Raw genomic sequence first — 16807 nt, 5'->3', positions numbered from 1 at the left:
TGGCACAGAAGATGGCAAGTGCATTCTGGCCGCAGGCAACGACCCACAAGCCTTTGGCGCAGGGATCCGCGTCAATTTCTAAGCCTTCACCGGCGATCAAACGGGCGCTGCGGCGCCCGTTTTGTATTTTTGCAACACGCGTTGCGTTAACGCAACAGTCTCGCCATGCTGCAATCGTCATGTAATGCTGCCTCGCAATACTGCCTGCACCCGGACACGCATCCGGCAGGACAAACCACACTGGAGCATTACATGTACAAGAAAACCCTGGCCGTTGCCATTGCCACCCTGTTTGCCATCCCGGCCTACGCCGACGTCAGCATTTACGGCTTTATCAGCGCCGGTGTCGAGTCGGCCAAGGCCGACGGCGTGACCGACCCGAAAAAAGACAAAGATTTTCAGCGCACCACCCGCGTCACCGACCAGAATTCGCGCATCGGCTTCAAGGGCAACGAAGATCTGGGCAATGGCCTGAAAGCGGTGTGGCAACTCGAACAGAGCCTGCGCAACTTTGAAAACGGCGGCGTTAACGACAAGGGCGAATCGGCGACCTTCGCTACCCGCAACAGCTTCGTCGGTCTGTCCGACGCCACCGTCGGCACCTTCGTGCTCGGCAACTACGATTCCGCCTACAAGCGTCTGACCGATATCGGCCTGAACGTGATGAGCAACACCACTGCCGACACCCACGGCGACAAATCGACCTACAGCCGTGGCGATGCCCGCCTGAAGAACAGCTTTAGCTGGACCAGCCAGAACTGGGCAGGTCTTGTCGCCGGCCTGTCGTACGGCTTTGACGAAGACCGCTATGTATCGACGCCTGCCACCGGCGAACAACGCCAGAGCAATGACCGCTGGTCGCTGGCGGCGCAGTACAGCAATGGCGGCCTGAAGATCGGCGCCGGTTACGACCGCGCCGGCGACAAGTTCAAGGCATCCTCTACCACGCCAGCCACCTACACGCCTAGCATCGATAAAACCCAGTTCTACAAACTGGCCGCCGCCTATACCTTCACCACCGGCACCACTGTCGGCGCCGGCTACGAGTGGGCGCGCGTGGACAATGTCACCGCCGCCGACACCAAGCAGAACGACTGGCACCTCGCAGTGATTCAGAAGTTCGGTGCCGCCTCGGTACGCGCCTCTTATGGCAGCTTGGGCAAGCTCGATGGCGTAAACAACGCCGACGACCACAAGGCCAGCCAGTGGGTATTGGGTGCGACTTACGACCTGTCCAAGCAGACTCAGGTCTTTGCCTACGCAACCAAGATCAAGAACGACAAGGCGGCAAGCGCCAACTTTGCAGTTAACCCGATCTATAGCAGCGGTCAGGGCAGCAGCAGCGCCAAGCTGGCAGCAGGTGCCGACCCGCAGGCATTCGGTGCCGGCCTGCGCGTCAATTTCTGATCTGTCTTGTATGTTTGAAACGCAACGGGTACCTCAGGGTGCCCGTTTTTGTTAACATGGCGCGTTATCACACTCTTTGCGACACCGCCATGAGCATCGTCATCAAGACCGAGCAGGACATCGAAAAAATGCGCATCGCCGGACGCCTGGCGTCCGAGGTGCTGGATTACATCACGCCTTTCGTCAAACCGGGCGTGACGACCGAAGAGCTGGACCGCCTGTGCCACGACTATATGGTCAATGTGCAAGGCACCATTCCGGCACCGCTGAACTATGCCCCCGATGGCGGCACCCCCTACCCCAAATCCATCTGCAGCTCGGTCGGCCCGGTGATCTGCCATGGCATTCCGTGCGACAAGCCGCTGAAAAACGGCGAGATCGTCAACCTCGACATCACCGTCATCAAGGATGGTTACCACGGCGACAGCAGCCGCATGTATTACGTCGGTGAAGTCGGCGAACACGCCCGCCGCCTGTGCCGCGTCACCTACGAATGCATGTGGAAGGGGATAGAGAAGGTCAAGCCCGGTGCCAAACTGGGCGATATCGGCTATGCCATCCAGCAGCATGCCGAAAAAGCCGGTTATAGCGTGGTGCAGGAATTCTGCGGCCACGGCATCGGCACCAAATTCCACGAAGAGCCGCAGGTGCTGCACTACGGACGCCCGGGCACCGGCATCGAGATCAAGGCCGGCATGATCTTCACCATCGAGCCGATGATCAATCAGGGCAAACGCCACCTGCGCATGCTGGCCGATGGCTGGACCGTAGTCACCAAGGACCGCAGCCTGTCGGCACAGTGGGAGCACACCCTGCTGGTCACCGACACCGGTTACGAAATCCTGACCGTTTCGGACGGTACACCGCCCAAGCCGGTGTGGAAATAAAGCAGGCTAGAAACAACAAAGGGCGCCCAGAGCGCCCTTTGTTGACTACCGGCATATCACCAGCAGCGCTTGATCAGTGCCGCCAGCTGGATTAAGCGGCCATGAAAGAAATGGCCGGCGCCAGGCAGCACCAGCACAGGTAAAGCTTGCGGGCGCGCCCAGTCGAATACGGCATCCAGCGCAATCACTTCGTCCTGTTCGCCATGTATGACCAGGGTATCGGCCGGCACCTGCGGCGTGGCAATCTCGTATTTACCGACCGCAACCCCCATCAGCAACAGCTTGTCGGCCTCGATGCGCGCACGCGTGCGGGCGGCGACAAAACCGCCGAACGAGAAACCGGCCAGCGCCAGCGGCAATGCACCATGCGCTGCCTTGGCATAATCGACAACGGCGATCACATCGTCCACCTCGCCAACACCATGGTCATGTACACCGCCACTATCGCCGACACCGCGCAGATTAGGCAGATAGCAGACATAGCCCATGTGTGACAACACACGCGCCGCGGTCTGCACCACCTTATTGCTATGCGTGCCGCCCTGCAGCGGGTTGGGATGACAGATCACGGCAATACCGCTGATCTCCCCTTGCGCCGGAATCACGATAGTGTCGAGTACGCCGGCAGGCCCGGCAATCCCCAGCTTGTTTTGCGCTTTAAGCATCAGATTTTCAGCCTTTCCACCTCGCGCCCGGCGACCATATGCTCGGTGACGATTTCATCGATGTCTTCCTTGTCGATAAAGGTGTACCAGGTTTCCTGCGGGTAAATCACCATCACCGGCCCGGCATCGCAGCGCCCGAGGCAACCGGCCTTGTTGACGCGGATCTGCCCCTCGCCGGCAAGACCCAGCGCCTTGACCCGGTCTTTCATATAGGAAAGCAGCTCGCTGGCGCCATGAGTATTGCAACAGTCTTCGCCCCCGGCGCGCTGGTTGCAGCACACAAACACATGCTTGTCGTAAAAGCTCATCGCGGTTTCTCTTGTTGTCAGCCGTCGTTGTCGGCCCAGCCGGTGGCGCCATGCAGTGCCGCATTATCGAATTTGGCATAGTGGCCGATAAAGGCCAGCCGCACCGTGCCGGTCGGACCATTACGGTGCTTGGCAATAATGGCTTCGGCCAGCCCCTTATCCGGCGTATCCGGGTTGTAATACTCGTCGCGGTACATAAACAGGATAATATCGGCATCCTGTTCGATGGCACCGGATTCACGCAGGTCGGACATCATCGGGCGCTTGTTCGGGCGCTGCTCCACCGCGCGCGACAACTGCGACAGCGCAATAATCGGCACTTCCAGTTCACGCGCCAGCCCCTTGATGCCGCGCGAAATCTCGCCCAGCTCGGCAGTCCGGTTATCACCGCGACCCGAGCCCGACATCAGCTGCAAATAGTCGATCACGATCAAGCCCAGCTTGCCGCCATGCTGACGCGCCAGACGGCGCGAGCGGGCACGCACCTCCAGTGCGGTCAACGCCGGCGTCTCGTCGATATACATAGGTGCATCCGACAGTTTGCCGATCGCGTAGGTCAGCTTGCTCCAGTCTTCATCCTGCAGCTTGCCGGTGCGAAGGACGTGCTGATCCAGCCGCCCGACCGAGCCCAGCATACGCATCACCAGCTGGGTGCCGCCCATTTCCATGGAAAACACGGCGACCGGAAGGTGCTGCTCGACCGCGACGTGCTCGGCGATGTTCATCGAGAACGCCGTCTTACCCATGGACGGACGACCGGCCACGATCACCAGATCGCCAGGCTGCAGGCCGGAGGTCTTGGAGTCCAGATCGGTAAAGCCGGTCGGCACCCCGGTGACATCATCCGGATTATCGCGGCTGTACAGCATGTCGATACGCTCGACCACCTCCTTGAGCAGGCCGGGCATTTCCAGAAAGCCCTTTTTGGACTTGGCCGTCGATTCGGCAATCTGGAACACCTTGCCTTCGGCTTCATCCAGCAACTGCGAAGCGTCGCGCCCCTGCGGGTTATAGGCCGACTCGGCAATTTCGGTACCGATGACCGCCAGCTGGCGCATCACCGAACGCTCGCGCACGATCTCGGCATAACGGCGGATATTGGCCGCCGACGGCGTGTTCTGCGCCAGTTGCGCGAGATAAGCCAGACCGCCGACATTACCCAGCTCGGCGTTCTTGTCCAGGCTCTCGGAGACGGTCACCACATCGGCAGGACGGGCCAGTTCGACCAAGCGCGAAATGTGCTTAAAGATGATCTTGTGGTCGTGGCGGTAAAAATCCGCCTCGATCACTACGTCGGCGATCTTGTCGAACGCGCTATTGTCCAGCAACAGGCCGCCCAGTACCGATTGCTCGGCCTCGACGGATTGCGGCGGCGCGCGTACGGCCGCGGCTGCACTGTCAAAATTCTCGATGGATTCGGTCATGTGGGCACTTAAGGAAAGGCCGCCGCCACAAGGGGCGGCAGCCGGAAATCTGAAAGCGGGATTCTAGCAGTTTTTGCCGGCGACAAAGCCGCTGGACCACGCCCACTGGAAATTATACCCCCCCAGCCAGCCAGTCACATCGACCACTTCGCCGATGAAATACAGGCCTGGCACCGCGTTGGCTTGCAGGGTCTTGGATGACAAGGCGCGCGTCGATACACCACCCAGCGTCACTTCGGCCTTCTTGTAGCCTTGCGTACCGTTGGGCTTGAGGCGCCAGTAGTGAATGGCCTCGGCCAACCGGCCACGGGTTTTCGGGGTGAGTTCGCGCAGGCGCACATCAAAGCCCTGCACCTTGAGCCAGGCATCGGCAAAACGCCGCGGCCAGCCCCACTCCACCAGTGCATTGGCCACCCGCTGTTCGCTGTGCTCGCGCCCGGCCAGCAAGTCGGCGGCATCCTGCCCCGGCAATAAATCGATGCTGATTTCCATGCCCGGCGTCCAGTAGGACGAGATCTGCAAAATGGCCGGGCCGGACACCCCTTTATGGGTAAACAGCACATTCTCGCGAAAACATCCCTTGCCTGCCCTAAGCTCCACCTCCAGCGATACGCCGGCCAGTTCGGCAAAACAGGCCGCATCTTCCACATGGAAAGTCAGCGGCACCAAAGCCGGTGCCAGCGGCGTCAAGGCCACACCAAATTGCTCGGCCAGACGATAGCCCAAAGGGCTGGCACCGATTTGCGGAATCGACAGGCCGCCGGTGGCCACCACCAGAGACGCGCAGGCAATCGCACCCGCTGCCGTTTCCACCACGAAATCGCCATCACGGGAAACGGACACAATCTGCACGCCCATGCGCCGCTCGACATGCCCCAGCTGGCACTCGGCATCCAGCATCGCGATGATCTGCTCGCTGGACTCATCGCAAAACAACTGGCCCAGCTTCTTTTCATGCCAGCTGATGCCGTAACGCGCAAGCAGGTCGATAAAGTCCTGCGGCGTATATTGCGCCAGCGCCGAGCGGCAGAAATTCGGGTTCTCCGACAAGTAGCAGTCGTAACGCGCACCGCTATTGGTAAAATTACAGCGCCCGCCGCCCGAAATGCGGATTTTTTCCGCCAGCTTCTGCGCGTGATCCAGCAACAGCACGCGCCGGCCACGCTGGCCGGCAGTCGCCGCACACATCAAACCGGCCGCGCCGGCACCGATCACGATTACATCAAACCTGTCCATGCAAACCTTTACCTTACTTATCTGGTCAACCATTGGCGGGACGTACCCAAATCCAGTAAACTCGCCATGTATGATTAGGTGATGATACTGTCTAAAGACCAACAAGGAGAGCATAAATGGAACACAAACTGCCTGAACTGCCATACGCCCTGGACGCCCTGGCACCGACTATTTCCAAGGAAACACTGGAATATCACTACGGCAAGCATCACCAGACTTATATCACCAACCTGAACAATCTGATCAAGGGCGGCGAATTCGAAAATTCCTCGCTCGAAGAGATCATCAAAGGCTCGACCGGCGGCATCTTCAACAACGCAGCCCAGGTGTGGAACCATACCTTTTACTGGTTCGGCCTGACCCCGAACGGCAAAGGCGCACCCGAAGGCGCACTGGCCGACGCAATCAACGCCAAATGGGGTTCCTTCGACGAATTCAAGAAGGCATTCAATGCCGTCGCAGCCGGCACCTTCGGCTCCGGCTGGGCCTGGCTGGTTAAAACGGCTGACGGCTCGCTCGATCTGGTATCGACCAGCAATGCCGCCACCCCGCTGACCACCGCCAACAAGGCACTGCTGACTTGTGACGTATGGGAGCACGCCTACTACATCGACTACCGCAATAGCCGCCCGAACTATCTGGAAGGCTTCTGGAAGCTGGTGGACTGGGACTACGTCGCCAAGAACTTCGCCTGATAGGCAAGCGCGTGATGGCGGGCAAAGCCTAGCGCTCACACCTCAAAGAGACGCCCATCGGGCGTCTTTTTTTATGGCTCGCTCCGGCCGACAAAAGGCAGCAAGGCCTGCCAGGCCAACAGCTTGCCGGCAAACGCCAAGGTATAAGCCGGGCTGGTCGATGGCAGGGCCATGACAAGCACGCCGGGCAGAAAATCACGCATGACGGTTTTGTAGGCGAGCGCACCATTACAGGCCAAAACTTGTAGCGCGGGCAAGCTTGTCGCCAGTGCCGCCAGATCATTAGGCTGCGCACCCCGTAGCGCCGTGTCCAGGCTCCCTTTCCTGCGCGCCTGCCCGACCACATCCCACAAGCCGATGCCGCAGGCCAACAGGCTTTGCAGGCGTGCATCGTAAGGCAAGCCGGCCAGCGGCTGGCCAGTCAGGGCACTGACAAGTGGCCAGAAGGCATTGCGCGGATGGGCATAATACTCGCCGGCAGCAAGCGATGCGTCCCCCGGCAAAGAGCCCAGCACCAGTACGCGGGTGCGGCTGTCTACAACGGGCGCAAAGCAATGCTTGAGTTCAGTCATGTTTGGGATCTTGGATCTGCAGGCTGGCGGCTAAACAGGCTTAGCCGCAAGACCATGCCGGCGAGGCTCAGAACAGCTCGCCCTGATGCGCGTCCAGCCACTTGCGCACCGGCCCGAAGCTCTTGCGATGCTCGGGCAAGACGCCATGCGCCGCGATCGCGGCCATATGTTCGGCGGTCGGGTAGCCCTTGTGGCGGGCAAAACCATACTCGGGATGGCGGGCATCTAGTTCGAGCAAAGACGCATCGCGTGCGGTCTTGGCCAGGATAGACGCGGCCGAAATCGCAGGCTCGGTCGCATCGCCCTTGACGATGGCGCGCGCCGGCATAAGCAAGCCTTGGGGTACACGATTACCGTCGATAATCGCTTCGTCCGGCGGGATGGCCAGCCCTTCTAGCGCCCTGCGCATCGCCAGCATGGTCGCGTGCAGAATATTCAAACTGTCGATTTCGTCCACGCTGGCTTGGGTAATGCACCAGGCCAAGGCTTTTTCGCGGATTTCCAGCGCCAGCGCATCGCGCTTGGCCGCCGACAATTTTTTGGAGTCGGCTAAGCCCGCTATCGGACGCGCCGGGTCGAGAATCACCGCCGCCGCGTACACTTCCCCCGCCAACGGCCCCCTGCCCGCCTCGTCCACACCGGCTATCCGCATCAGTTTGTCCGGCATCCTGCCACCTCCAGCACCGCTTCTGCCGCCAGACGCGCCGTATCCTGCTGTAGCGACTGGTGCAAGCGGGTGAATTCGTCAACGACCTCGGCCTGATAGGCCGTGTCCTCATAGATACGCGCCATCTCGGCGGCCAGCTTCTGCGGTGTGGCCTCGCCCTGCAGCAACTCGGGTACCACGGCACGGCCGGCCAGAATATTGGGCAGGCCAACCCAGGGCAGCTTGATCTTGCGCTTGACCAGCCAATAGGTGAAGCGCGACAACTTGTAACTGATCACCATGGGGCGCTTGGTCAGCGCCACTTCCAGTGTCGCGGTACCGCTGGTAACCAGCACCACATCGCTGGCGATCATCGCCATCTGCGCGTGACCGATCAGCTTGCGTAGCGGCAAATCCCAGGCCTTGTGCTCGGTTAACAGTGCATCGAAGCGGTCCATGGTGGCACGCGTGGCCAAGGGCACCAGAAATTCGGCCTCAGGATAACGCGCCAGCAACAGGCGCGCCGTCGCCAGATACACCGGCATCATGAAATCGAGTTCACTGACCCGCGAGCCCGGCAACAAGGCAAACACCGGCACCTGCTGCGCCAGACCCAGCTCGCGCCGCATCGCTGCCTTATCCGGCACCAGCGGAATCACACTCGCCAGCGGGTGACCGACAAAAGCCACCGGCACACCGTACTTCTCGTACAGCGGCGGCTCCATCGGAAACAGGCACAGCATGCGCGATACCGATTCGCCTATCTTGGCCACCCGCTCGGGACGCCAGGCCCAGACTGAAGGGCTGACATAGTGCACGGTTGCAATACCGCCGCGCTTGAGCGATTTTTCCAGGCCCAGATTGAAGTCGGGGGCATCCACACCGATAAAGACATCCGGGCGCTCGGCCAGCAAGTCGTTTTTCAGGCGCCGGCGAATGCCCAGCAACTCCGGCAACCGCGACAGCACCTCAAGATAACCGCGCACCGCGAGGCGCTCCTGCGGCACCACCGAGTGAAAACCGCGCGCCTGCATGCGCGGCCCGCCAATGCCGGCAAACTCGATATCCGGGTGACGCTCGCGCAAGGCATCCATCAGATAGGATGCCAAAAGATCGCCCGATGCCTCGCCGGCCACCATCGCCACCTTGAGCGCACCCGTCTTGCGAAACAGGGGTTCGCGCATAGTCAGCGGATAATCCCTCGCGCCGAAGCCGCAAAGAAGCGCACGAAGGGCTCCATCGCCTCTTGCTCGCTAGCAGCCTGCAACACGACAGCCTTGGCTTCTTCGTAAGGCAGCCCCTGACGGTACAAGGCCTTGTACGCATTTTTGATGGCGCGTATGGCGTCCGGCGTAAAGCCTCGACGCTTCAGTCCTTCGCTATTGATACCAGCCGGCACGGCACGGTTACCCGCCGCCATTACGAACGGCGGCACATCCTGCGTCACGGCACTGGCAAAAGCGGTCATCGCATGGTCGCCCACCACAGAGAACTGGTGCACGCTGGTAAAGCCGCCCAGAATCACCCAGTCGCCGATATGCACATGCCCGGCCAGAGTCGCATTATTGGCAAAGATGGTGTGGTTGCCTACCTGACAGTCATGCGCCAGATGGACATAGGCCATGATCCAGTTGTCGTTGCCGACCCGGGTTACACCCACATCCTGCGAGGTACCCAGATTAAAGGTACAGAACTCGCGTATGGTATTGTTGTCGCCGATTTCCAGCCGTGTCGGCTCGCCGGCATATTTCTTGTCCTGCGGAGCGGCGCCCAGCGAACAAAACTGGAATACGCGGTTATTTTTGCCCAGCGTGGTGTGGCCTTCTATCACCACATGCGGGCCTATCCAGCAGCCCGCGCCGATTTCGACATTGGGGCCGATGATGGAATAGGCACCGATTTCGACATCGGCGGCAATCTTGGCTTGCGGATCAACAATCGCCGTGGAATGGATAGCCATATCAGACCTCGCGCTTGGCACACATGATTTGAGCCTCGCATGCCACCTGGCCATCGACCAGCGCACGCGCATTATATTTGGCGATACCGCGCTTGGAGGCAATCTGCTCGACTTCCAGCACCAGCTGATCGCCCGGCACCACCTGACGCTTGAAGCGGGCATTGTCGATACCGACAAAGAAATACAGCTCGTTTTCCTTGCGCTCGCCCACGCTCTTGATCGACAGCACGCCGGCAGCCTGCGCCAGTGCTTCGATAATCAGCACCCCCGGCATCACCGGATAGTCGCCAAAGTGGCCGACAAAGAAGGGCTCGTTGATGGTGACGTTCTTCAGCGCCTTGATGCGGACATTGGGCTCGAACTCGGTGACGCGGTCTACCAGCAAAAACGGATAACGGTGCGGCAAGTGGCGCATGATTTCGCGCACATCGATAGTCACGGCTTCGGTCATTCTTCTTTTCCTTGTTCCGGCCTGATGGCCTTGAGTTCTTTTTCCAGCGCCTTGACACGGTCAACCAGCTTGTCGAGATGGCGCAAATGCACGGCATTGGCCATCCAGTCTTTAGCGGTAGACAGCGGGTAGCTGGACGCATAGTTATCGGATTTCTTGATCGACTTGGACACCAGTGTGCCGCCGCCGATATGGGTGCGGTCGGCAATTTCGATGTGGCCGACCATCATCACCGCACCACCCAGCGTGCAGCGGGCACCGATCTTGGTGCTGCCGGCAATACCGGTGCAACCGGCAATCGCCGTATGTTCGCCGATATCGCAGTTGTGGGCGATCTGCACCAGATTGTCTATTTTGGCACCGGCACGGATTATCGTATCGGCCAGCGCACCACGGTCTACCGTGGTATTGGCACCGATTTCAACATCGTCTTCAATCAGTACGCGGCCGGTCTGCGGGATCTTGAACCAGTGATCCTTGTCCCAGGCGAGGCCAAAGCCGTCGGCACCGATGACCGTCCCCGAATGTATCGCCACCCGGTTGCCGATCCGGCAGCCGTGATAGACGGTCACATTCGGGTAAAGGATCACATCGTCCCCCAGCACCACGCCGTCGCCCAGCACTACACCCGGATGCAGACGGCAACGCTCGCCAACGACGACGCCACGCCCGAGCACAACCAAGGGCCCGATTTCACTGCTGGCGGCGACCACGGCACTGGCATCGACCACGGCGCGCGCATCAATGCCGCACTGCAAAGCCGGCGGCGGATTAAGCAGGGTCGCGACACGGGCAAAATACAGGTAAGGATCGGCAGCCACGATCAGGCTGCGCCCCGGGGCCACCCCTTCTGCTTGCATATCGGCGCGCACGATCACGCACGCGGCCTGCGACAATGCCAGCTCGCGCCGGTATTTGGGATTAGCCAAAAAGGTGATCTCGCCGGCAGCGGCGACACTTAACGGTGCCAGTTTGTTGATCTGGCAGTCATCACCATGAAGCTCGCCACCCAGATGGCTGATAATTTCGGATAGTTGCATGGCAGTAATAAAGCCGACTTGGCGTCGGCTGATCATTGCGCGGGCGTCATCCGCCCGCGCCTCATGAACCGGACACAGGTCCGGGCTTATTTTTCCAGTTCTTTAAGCACGCGTGGCGTGATGTCGAACTTGGGGTTCACATAGACCGCGTCCTGCAGCACCAGATCGTATTGCTCTTTCTCGGCAATCTGGCGTACCAGGCGGTTGGCCCGCTCCTGAACCGCAGCAAACTCCTCGTTGCGGCGCTGGTTCAAGTCATCGCGAAAGTCCCTGAGCTTGGCCTGATACTCGCGCTCCAGCGTGCCCATCTCGCGCTCTATGCTGCGGCGAGTGGCTTCATCCGGCTTTTTACCCAACTGCGTCTGTAAATCCTTGGCCTTGGCCGCCAGTTTCTTCAGTTCGGCTTCGCGCGGCGCAAACTCTTTCTCCAGTTTTTTTTGTGCCATTTGTGCCGGCGCAGATTCACTGTAGATGCGTTCGATCTTGATATAGCCAAACTTGAAATCAGCGGCAGCCAGCGGGCCTGCCAAAGCCAGCCCCAGCACCATACATAACGGTTTGATTGCTTTCACAAAACCTCCTTTAGAATACCGTACCCAAGGTGAACTGGAAGCGCTGGATCTTGTCGCTTTCTTCCTTCTTCAATGGCACTGCATAGCTAAACTTCATGGGTCCTACCGGCGACAACCAGGCCAGCGCCGCACCGGCCGAATAGCGCAGCCCGCTCGATATATCACTGCCTGGCTCTTTCGGGTCCCACAAGGTACCGGCATCGAAGAACAGGCTGGTACGCAACGAGCGGTTGTCCTTCATCCCCGGGAACGGGAACAAGAGCTCGATACTGGTCTGCAGCTTGTGCGTACCGCCCAGATAGTCTTCATCGCCAAATGCATCCGGCTTATCCTTAGGCCCCATGCTGCCGTTGTCAAAACCACGCACCGAGCCTATACCGCCCATATAGAAGTTCTGGAAGAACGGCACTTCCTTGGTCTTGCCATAGCCCTTGACGATACCGGCCTCGCCACTGGTGGCCAAGGTAAAGGTCTTGGACAGCGGGAAGAACCAGGTCACATTCGGGGTAAAGCGCCAGTACTGGATATCGCCACCGGGCAGGCCCGCCTCCAGCCTCACCCCCATGGTACCGCCGCGTGTCGGCCATAAGGCACTGTCACGCGTGTCGCGCCCCCAGCTGGCACTCCCCAGCAGAGTGGTGTTTTGCGCACCGTTCTTTTCGACAAACTCTTTGTAACGCTCCGGACTGGTCTCAAACAAGGTCAGGTCGGTGTTTTCGGCACCCAGACCGAGGTTGATACGGTCGTACTCGGTAATCGGTACCCCCATGCGCAGACCGCCACCGAAAGTGGTGCTCTTGTACTGGCTCTGGTCCACGGCATCCGGGTCATAGACACGGTAGTAGGCATCGTAACCCAGGCTGACGCCATCGGCAGTAAAGTACGGGTCGGTAAACGATACCGATGCCTGCTTGTTGGCCTTGCCGTTGGAGAATGCCAACGCAATCGACTTGCCCGAGCCCAGTACATTGCTTTGCGACACCGAGGCCGACAGCTGCAAGCCCTCGCCCTGCACAAAGCCGACACCGGCCTGAATGCTGCCGGTGGCACGCTCCTTGACCGAGATCGCCATATCCACCTGATCCGGTGTTTCGGTCACCGGCGGGGTTTCTACGTGGACGGTCTCGAAATAACCCAAAAGCTCCAGGCGCTCCTTGGAGCGCTTGATTGCCTCGCCGTTATAGGTAGAGGCTTCCAGCTGGCGCAACTCGCGGCGGATGACTTCATCGCGGGTACGGGTATTGCCGGCAATCGAGATACGGCGCACATAGGTCTTGCGGCCCGGGTCGACAAAGAAGGTCAGCTTGACTGTTTGCTTATCCTTGTCCAGTTCGGGCACCACGTTGACATTGGCAAACGCGTAGCCTTCGGCGCCCAATTTATCGGCAATGGCGCTCACCGTTGCATTGACCTTCTCGCGCTCGAACAGCTCACCGCTCTTGACCGCAATCAGCGGTTTCAGTACGGACTCGGCGACCTTGAGATCCCCTGCCAGACGGGTTTCGGCGACGCGGTAAGGCTTGCCTTCGGTTACATTGATCGTGAGATAAACATCCTTCTTGTCGGCGCTGATCGAGACCTGTGTCGACTCGATATTGAACTCGACATAACCCTGATTCTGGTAGAAGGCCTTGAGCTTCTCCAGATCAGCCGACAGCTTCTGCTTGGAATACTGGTCGTCGCGTGCGATCCAGCTCATCCAGCCCGAAGGTGCCAGCGAGAACTCCTCCAGCAGCGTGTCCTGGTCGAAGTCCTTGCTGCCTACGATATTGATCTCGCGGATTTTGGCCGTCACACCCTCGGTAATATCCAGCGTCACCGCCACGCGATTGCGATCCAGACGGGTCACCGTAGGCTGGATATCGACCGAATATTTGCCGCGGCTGTAATACTGGCGCTTGAGTTCCTGTATCGCCTGATCCAGCAGTGCCTGATCGAAAATACGTCCGTCAGCCAGACCATTTTCCTTGAGCGCTTTTTTCAGCTGCTCCTTGTCGAACTCCTTGGCACCCTCGACGGTCAGTTGCGCCACCACCGGACGCTCTGCCACGGCGACGATCACCACATCACCCTCGTGTTCGACACGGACGTCGTTGAAAAAGCCGGTGGCAAACAGTACCTTGATCGCATCGGCAGCCTTCTGGCTGTCGAAGGTGTCCCCCACCTTGACCGGCAGATAGCTGAACACCGTACCGGGTTCGGTACGCTGCAAACCTTCTACCTTGATATCCTTGATGACAAAGCTGCTTTCGGCCTGAGCCTGAGCCATAAAGGCCATAGCCAGTGCCGCCACTATTGTTGTTGATTTCATGCTTGGCGTCAGCCTCCGAGCAGTCGGCCCAAATCGTTGAAAAGGGCAAGAACCATAAGTGCCAGAATAATGGCAAAACCGATGCGTTGACCGAGCTGCTGAAGCTGTTCGCTCAGCGGCCGGCCCCTGATAATTTCTGCCACATAATACAGCAAGTGTCCCCCATCCAGCACCGGCACCGGCAACAGATTGAGTACACCAAGGCTGATACTGATGACAGCCATGAATGCCAGATAACTTTGCCAGCCCTGAACCGCACTCTTGCCGGCATAGTCGGCAATGGTAAACGGCCCACTGATGGCATCCAGCGATACCTGGCCAAACAACATGCCGCCCATCATGCTCAGCGTGGTGACCGACATATTCCAGGTCTTGCCCAAGGCGGCAGTCAAAGCCTGTAGCGGGGTGTAGTCGACCGGGTAAACCAGCGCCTGACTCCATGCCCTGTCGACTTCGGGCGCAGCGCCGATGCGGCCAAGCGCCACGCCACCTTGCATCACTGTATCCGGCCGCAAGGTCAAATCCAGTGTTTGTCCGCCACGTGCCACGCTAAGCTGCATGGCCTTGCCCGGATGATTCTGCACCACCTGCACCCAGTCGGCCCAAGTCTTGACCGGCACGCCGTCCATCGCAAGCAGGGTATCGCCCACTTTCAGCCCAGCCTTGGCTCCGGCACCATCCGGCTCCAGCATGGCAATTTTCGGCAGGTAACGCGCCGGCATCAGCCCCAGCTTGCCCAGACTTTTTTCGTCCAGCTGATCCAGACCGAAACGCGGCAAATCAACACTCAGTTCACGCCTCACGCCAAACTGCTCGACACTCAGCTCAAGCTTACCTTCACTGGCAATACCCTGACTGACTGCATCACTGATGGCTTCCCAATTTGGCGTTGTCTGGCCGTTGATCGCCAGTATCCGGTCGCCGGGCTGTGCACCTGCCGCAGCGGCCGCACTTTGCTGCACCACCGTTCCGACCAGCGGATGGATGGCCTGACCACCGGGCAGCAATACCACCCAAAACAAGGCGATCGCCATCAGGAAATTGGCCAGCGGGCCGGCCACCACGATAGCAATACGCTTATAAACCGACTGGGTATTGAAGGCCAGATGACGATCGGCGGGATTCACATCGCCTTCGCGCTCATCCAGCATCTTGACGTAGCCGCCCAGCGGAATCGCGGCCAGCACCCACTCGGTGTCACCGCGCTGCATACGCAACAAGGGTTTGCCAAAGCCGATGGAAAAACGCAACACGCGCACACCACACCAACGGGCAACCTGATAATGGCCGTACTCGTGAAAAGTGACCAGCACGGCAATGGCGAGTAAAAAAGCAAGAACCGTCATCATAAGCGCATCCTTGCTTCGACAAAGCGCCGTGTTTCGGCATCACGCGCCATCAGGCCATCAATCGAGGTACTGGCAGACAGGTCCAGCGCCGCCAATGCGGCTTCGACTTCATGTGCAATACCGTTAAAACTCAGCTTGCCGGCAAGAAAAGCCGCTACCGCCACTTCATTGGCCGCATTCAGTACACAGGTCGCATCACCGCCAGATGCCAACGCCTGATAGGCCAGCCCCAGGCAGGGAAAGCGCGCCAGACATGGCGCTTCAAACGTCAAGGCGCCTAGCTTGAGGAAATCCAGCCGTTCAACACCGGCATTGATGCGCTCGGGCCAGGACAAGGCATAGGCAATCGGTGTGCGCATATCAGGCGCACCCAGTTGGGCAATCACCGAGCCGTCGCGATAGCGCACCATCGAATGGATAACGCTTTGCGGATGCACCACCACTTCGATATCTGCGGCCGGCATATTGAATAACCAGTGCGCTTCTATCAGCTCCAAGCCTTTATTCATCAGCGTGGCGGAATCAACTGAAATCTTGCGCCCCATACTCCAGTTGGGGTGGGCACAGGCTTGTGCCGGCGTAACATGCGCCAGATCGGCAGCCGCCATCTGGCGAAATGGCCCACCGGATGCAGTCAGCACCAGCTTTTCGACCCCAGCGGCAGCCATATCGCCATCAAAACCTGCCGGTAGCGATTGGAAAATGGCGTTATGCTCGCTGTCCACCGGCAGCAAAGCCGCACCGGACTCGCGCACAGCCTGCATAAACAGCGCACCGGCAACAACCAGTGACTCTTTATTGGCCAGCATCACCCGCTTGCCGGCACGCGCGGCCGCCATCGCCGGGCGCAAACCGGCTGCACCGACAATCGCCGCCATCACGGCATGGGTTTCAGGCAAAGACGCCACCATTTCCAGCGCGGCCTCGCCATGCAACACCTCGGTTGCCAACCCGGCATCCAGCACGCGCGCACGCAGGATCTGCGCGGAAGCGGCACCCCCCACCACGGCAAACAGCGGCTTAAAACGGCAGCACTGCCCGAACAGCACATCAAGCTGCGAAAATCCAGTCAGCGCCACCACATGAAAGCGCTCGGGGTGACGTGCCAGCACATCCAGCGTACTGCAGCCGATACTGCCGGTGGAGCCCAGCAGGGTGATACCCAAAGAAGAATGTGTCATTGCCCGCCCCTTAGATTGACCATCTGGACAGGGCAAACAGCGCATTCGCCACTGCCAGCACCGCAATCAGGCTGTCGATACGGTCGTAGACCCCGCCATGACC

The 16807-nt window shown here is 59.5% G+C and carries 19 protein-coding genes; 4 read left to right on the top strand and 15 right to left on the bottom strand.

From position 1 onward, the window contains the following. From ACRC1E_RS06440 to map, 3 genes are all read left to right on the top strand, one after another. The coding region (locus ACRC1E_RS06440) for a hypothetical protein (RefSeq protein WP_438514287.1) at positions 1–185 on the top strand (185 nt) is incomplete at its 5' end. A 67-nt stretch (positions 186–252) separates the two neighbouring features. Beyond that, entirely contained in the window at positions 253–1407 is a 1155-nt protein-coding gene (locus ACRC1E_RS06435; protein ID WP_438514286.1) for a porin, read from the top strand. Between the two features lie 89 nt (positions 1408–1496). Further along, positions 1497–2294: a type I methionyl aminopeptidase gene (gene map, locus ACRC1E_RS06430; protein ID WP_438514285.1), complete on the top strand. Its 798-nt coding sequence runs from the start codon at positions 1497–1499 to the stop codon at positions 2292–2294. A gap of 56 nt (positions 2295–2350) precedes the next feature. On the opposite strand, the gene ACRC1E_RS06425 is transcribed toward map, so the two are convergent. From ACRC1E_RS06425 to ACRC1E_RS06410, 4 genes are all read right to left on the bottom strand, one after another. Then, positions 2351–2959, bottom strand: a complete 609-nt coding sequence (locus tag ACRC1E_RS06425) for an alpha/beta hydrolase (protein WP_438514284.1) — start codon at positions 2957–2959, stop codon at positions 2351–2353. After that, positions 2959–3267 (bottom strand): (2Fe-2S) ferredoxin domain-containing protein, encoded by a 309-nt coding sequence (locus ACRC1E_RS06420; protein WP_438514283.1) that lies wholly within the window; start codon positions 3265–3267, stop codon positions 2959–2961. Before ACRC1E_RS06420 ends, ACRC1E_RS06425 begins: the two co-directional genes overlap by 1 nt. Before the next feature lie 17 nt (positions 3268–3284). Continuing rightward, the gene (gene dnaB / locus ACRC1E_RS06415; protein ID WP_438514282.1) at positions 3285–4691 is read right to left on the bottom strand and encodes a replicative DNA helicase; all 1407 of its coding nucleotides are present in this window, start codon (positions 4689–4691) and stop codon (positions 3285–3287) included. Positions 4692–4754: 63 nt separating this feature from the next. Further along, positions 4755–5927, bottom strand: a complete 1173-nt coding sequence (locus ACRC1E_RS06410) for an NAD(P)/FAD-dependent oxidoreductase (RefSeq protein ID WP_438514281.1) — start codon at positions 5925–5927, stop codon at positions 4755–4757. A gap of 116 nt (positions 5928–6043) precedes the next feature. Between ACRC1E_RS06410 and ACRC1E_RS06405 the strand changes: the two genes are divergently transcribed. After that, a complete protein-coding gene (locus ACRC1E_RS06405) occupies positions 6044–6622 on the top strand; it encodes a superoxide dismutase (RefSeq protein WP_438514280.1) in 579 nt (192 codons plus the stop codon). Positions 6623–6693: 71 nt separating this feature from the next. Here ACRC1E_RS06405 and ACRC1E_RS06400 read toward each other — a convergent pair whose 3' ends face one another. The 11 genes from ACRC1E_RS06400 to ACRC1E_RS06350 form a co-directional block, all read right to left on the bottom strand. Next, positions 6694–7194, bottom strand: a complete 501-nt coding sequence (locus ACRC1E_RS06400) for a DNA-deoxyinosine glycosylase (RefSeq protein ID WP_438514279.1) — start codon at positions 7192–7194, stop codon at positions 6694–6696. 67 nt (positions 7195–7261) lie between these two features. Beyond that, complete coding sequence (rnhB, locus tag ACRC1E_RS06395) at positions 7262–7861, bottom strand: ribonuclease HII (protein ID WP_438514278.1); 600 nt, start codon at positions 7859–7861, stop codon at positions 7262–7264. Beyond that, the gene (lpxB, locus tag ACRC1E_RS06390) at positions 7846–9024 is read right to left on the bottom strand and encodes a lipid-A-disaccharide synthase (protein WP_438514277.1); all 1179 of its coding nucleotides are present in this window, start codon (positions 9022–9024) and stop codon (positions 7846–7848) included. Before lpxB ends, rnhB begins: the two co-directional genes overlap by 16 nt. Before the next feature lie 2 nt (positions 9025–9026). Continuing rightward, on the bottom strand, positions 9027–9800 hold the full coding sequence (lpxA, locus tag ACRC1E_RS06385) for an acyl-ACP--UDP-N-acetylglucosamine O-acyltransferase (protein WP_438514276.1): 774 nt from the start codon (positions 9798–9800) through the stop codon (positions 9027–9029). 1 nt (position 9801) lies between these two features. Then, positions 9802–10251: a 3-hydroxyacyl-ACP dehydratase FabZ gene (gene fabZ / locus ACRC1E_RS06380; protein ID WP_438514275.1), complete on the bottom strand. Its 450-nt coding sequence runs from the start codon at positions 10249–10251 to the stop codon at positions 9802–9804. Further along, positions 10248–11327 (bottom strand): UDP-3-O-(3-hydroxymyristoyl)glucosamine N-acyltransferase, encoded by a 1080-nt coding sequence (lpxD, locus tag ACRC1E_RS06375; RefSeq protein ID WP_438514274.1) that lies wholly within the window; start codon positions 11325–11327, stop codon positions 10248–10250. Before lpxD ends, fabZ begins: the two co-directional genes overlap by 4 nt. Positions 11328–11377: 50 nt before the next feature. Beyond that, positions 11378–11863: an OmpH family outer membrane protein gene (locus tag ACRC1E_RS06370; RefSeq protein ID WP_438514273.1), complete on the bottom strand. Its 486-nt coding sequence runs from the start codon at positions 11861–11863 to the stop codon at positions 11378–11380. Positions 11864–11873: 10 nt separating this feature from the next. Then, complete coding sequence (gene bamA, locus ACRC1E_RS06365; RefSeq protein WP_438514272.1) at positions 11874–14174, bottom strand: outer membrane protein assembly factor BamA; 2301 nt, start codon at positions 14172–14174, stop codon at positions 11874–11876. Positions 14175–14182: 8 nt separating this feature from the next. After that, on the bottom strand, positions 14183–15523 hold the full coding sequence (gene rseP, locus ACRC1E_RS06360) for an RIP metalloprotease RseP (RefSeq protein WP_438514271.1): 1341 nt from the start codon (positions 15521–15523) through the stop codon (positions 14183–14185). Further along, positions 15520–16704, bottom strand: a complete 1185-nt coding sequence (ispC, locus tag ACRC1E_RS06355; protein ID WP_438514270.1) for a 1-deoxy-D-xylulose-5-phosphate reductoisomerase — start codon at positions 16702–16704, stop codon at positions 15520–15522. Before ispC ends, rseP begins: the two co-directional genes overlap by 4 nt. Positions 16705–16714: 10 nt before the next feature. Then, on the bottom strand, positions 16715–16807 hold a 93-nt coding region (locus tag ACRC1E_RS06350), incomplete at its 5' end, for a phosphatidate cytidylyltransferase (protein ID WP_438514288.1).

It is taken from the genome of Craterilacuibacter sp. (genome assembly GCF_051659485.1).
Lineage (GTDB): Bacteria > Pseudomonadota > Gammaproteobacteria > Burkholderiales > Chromobacteriaceae > Craterilacuibacter.
This window is presented reverse-complemented; position numbering and strand designations above follow the sequence as displayed.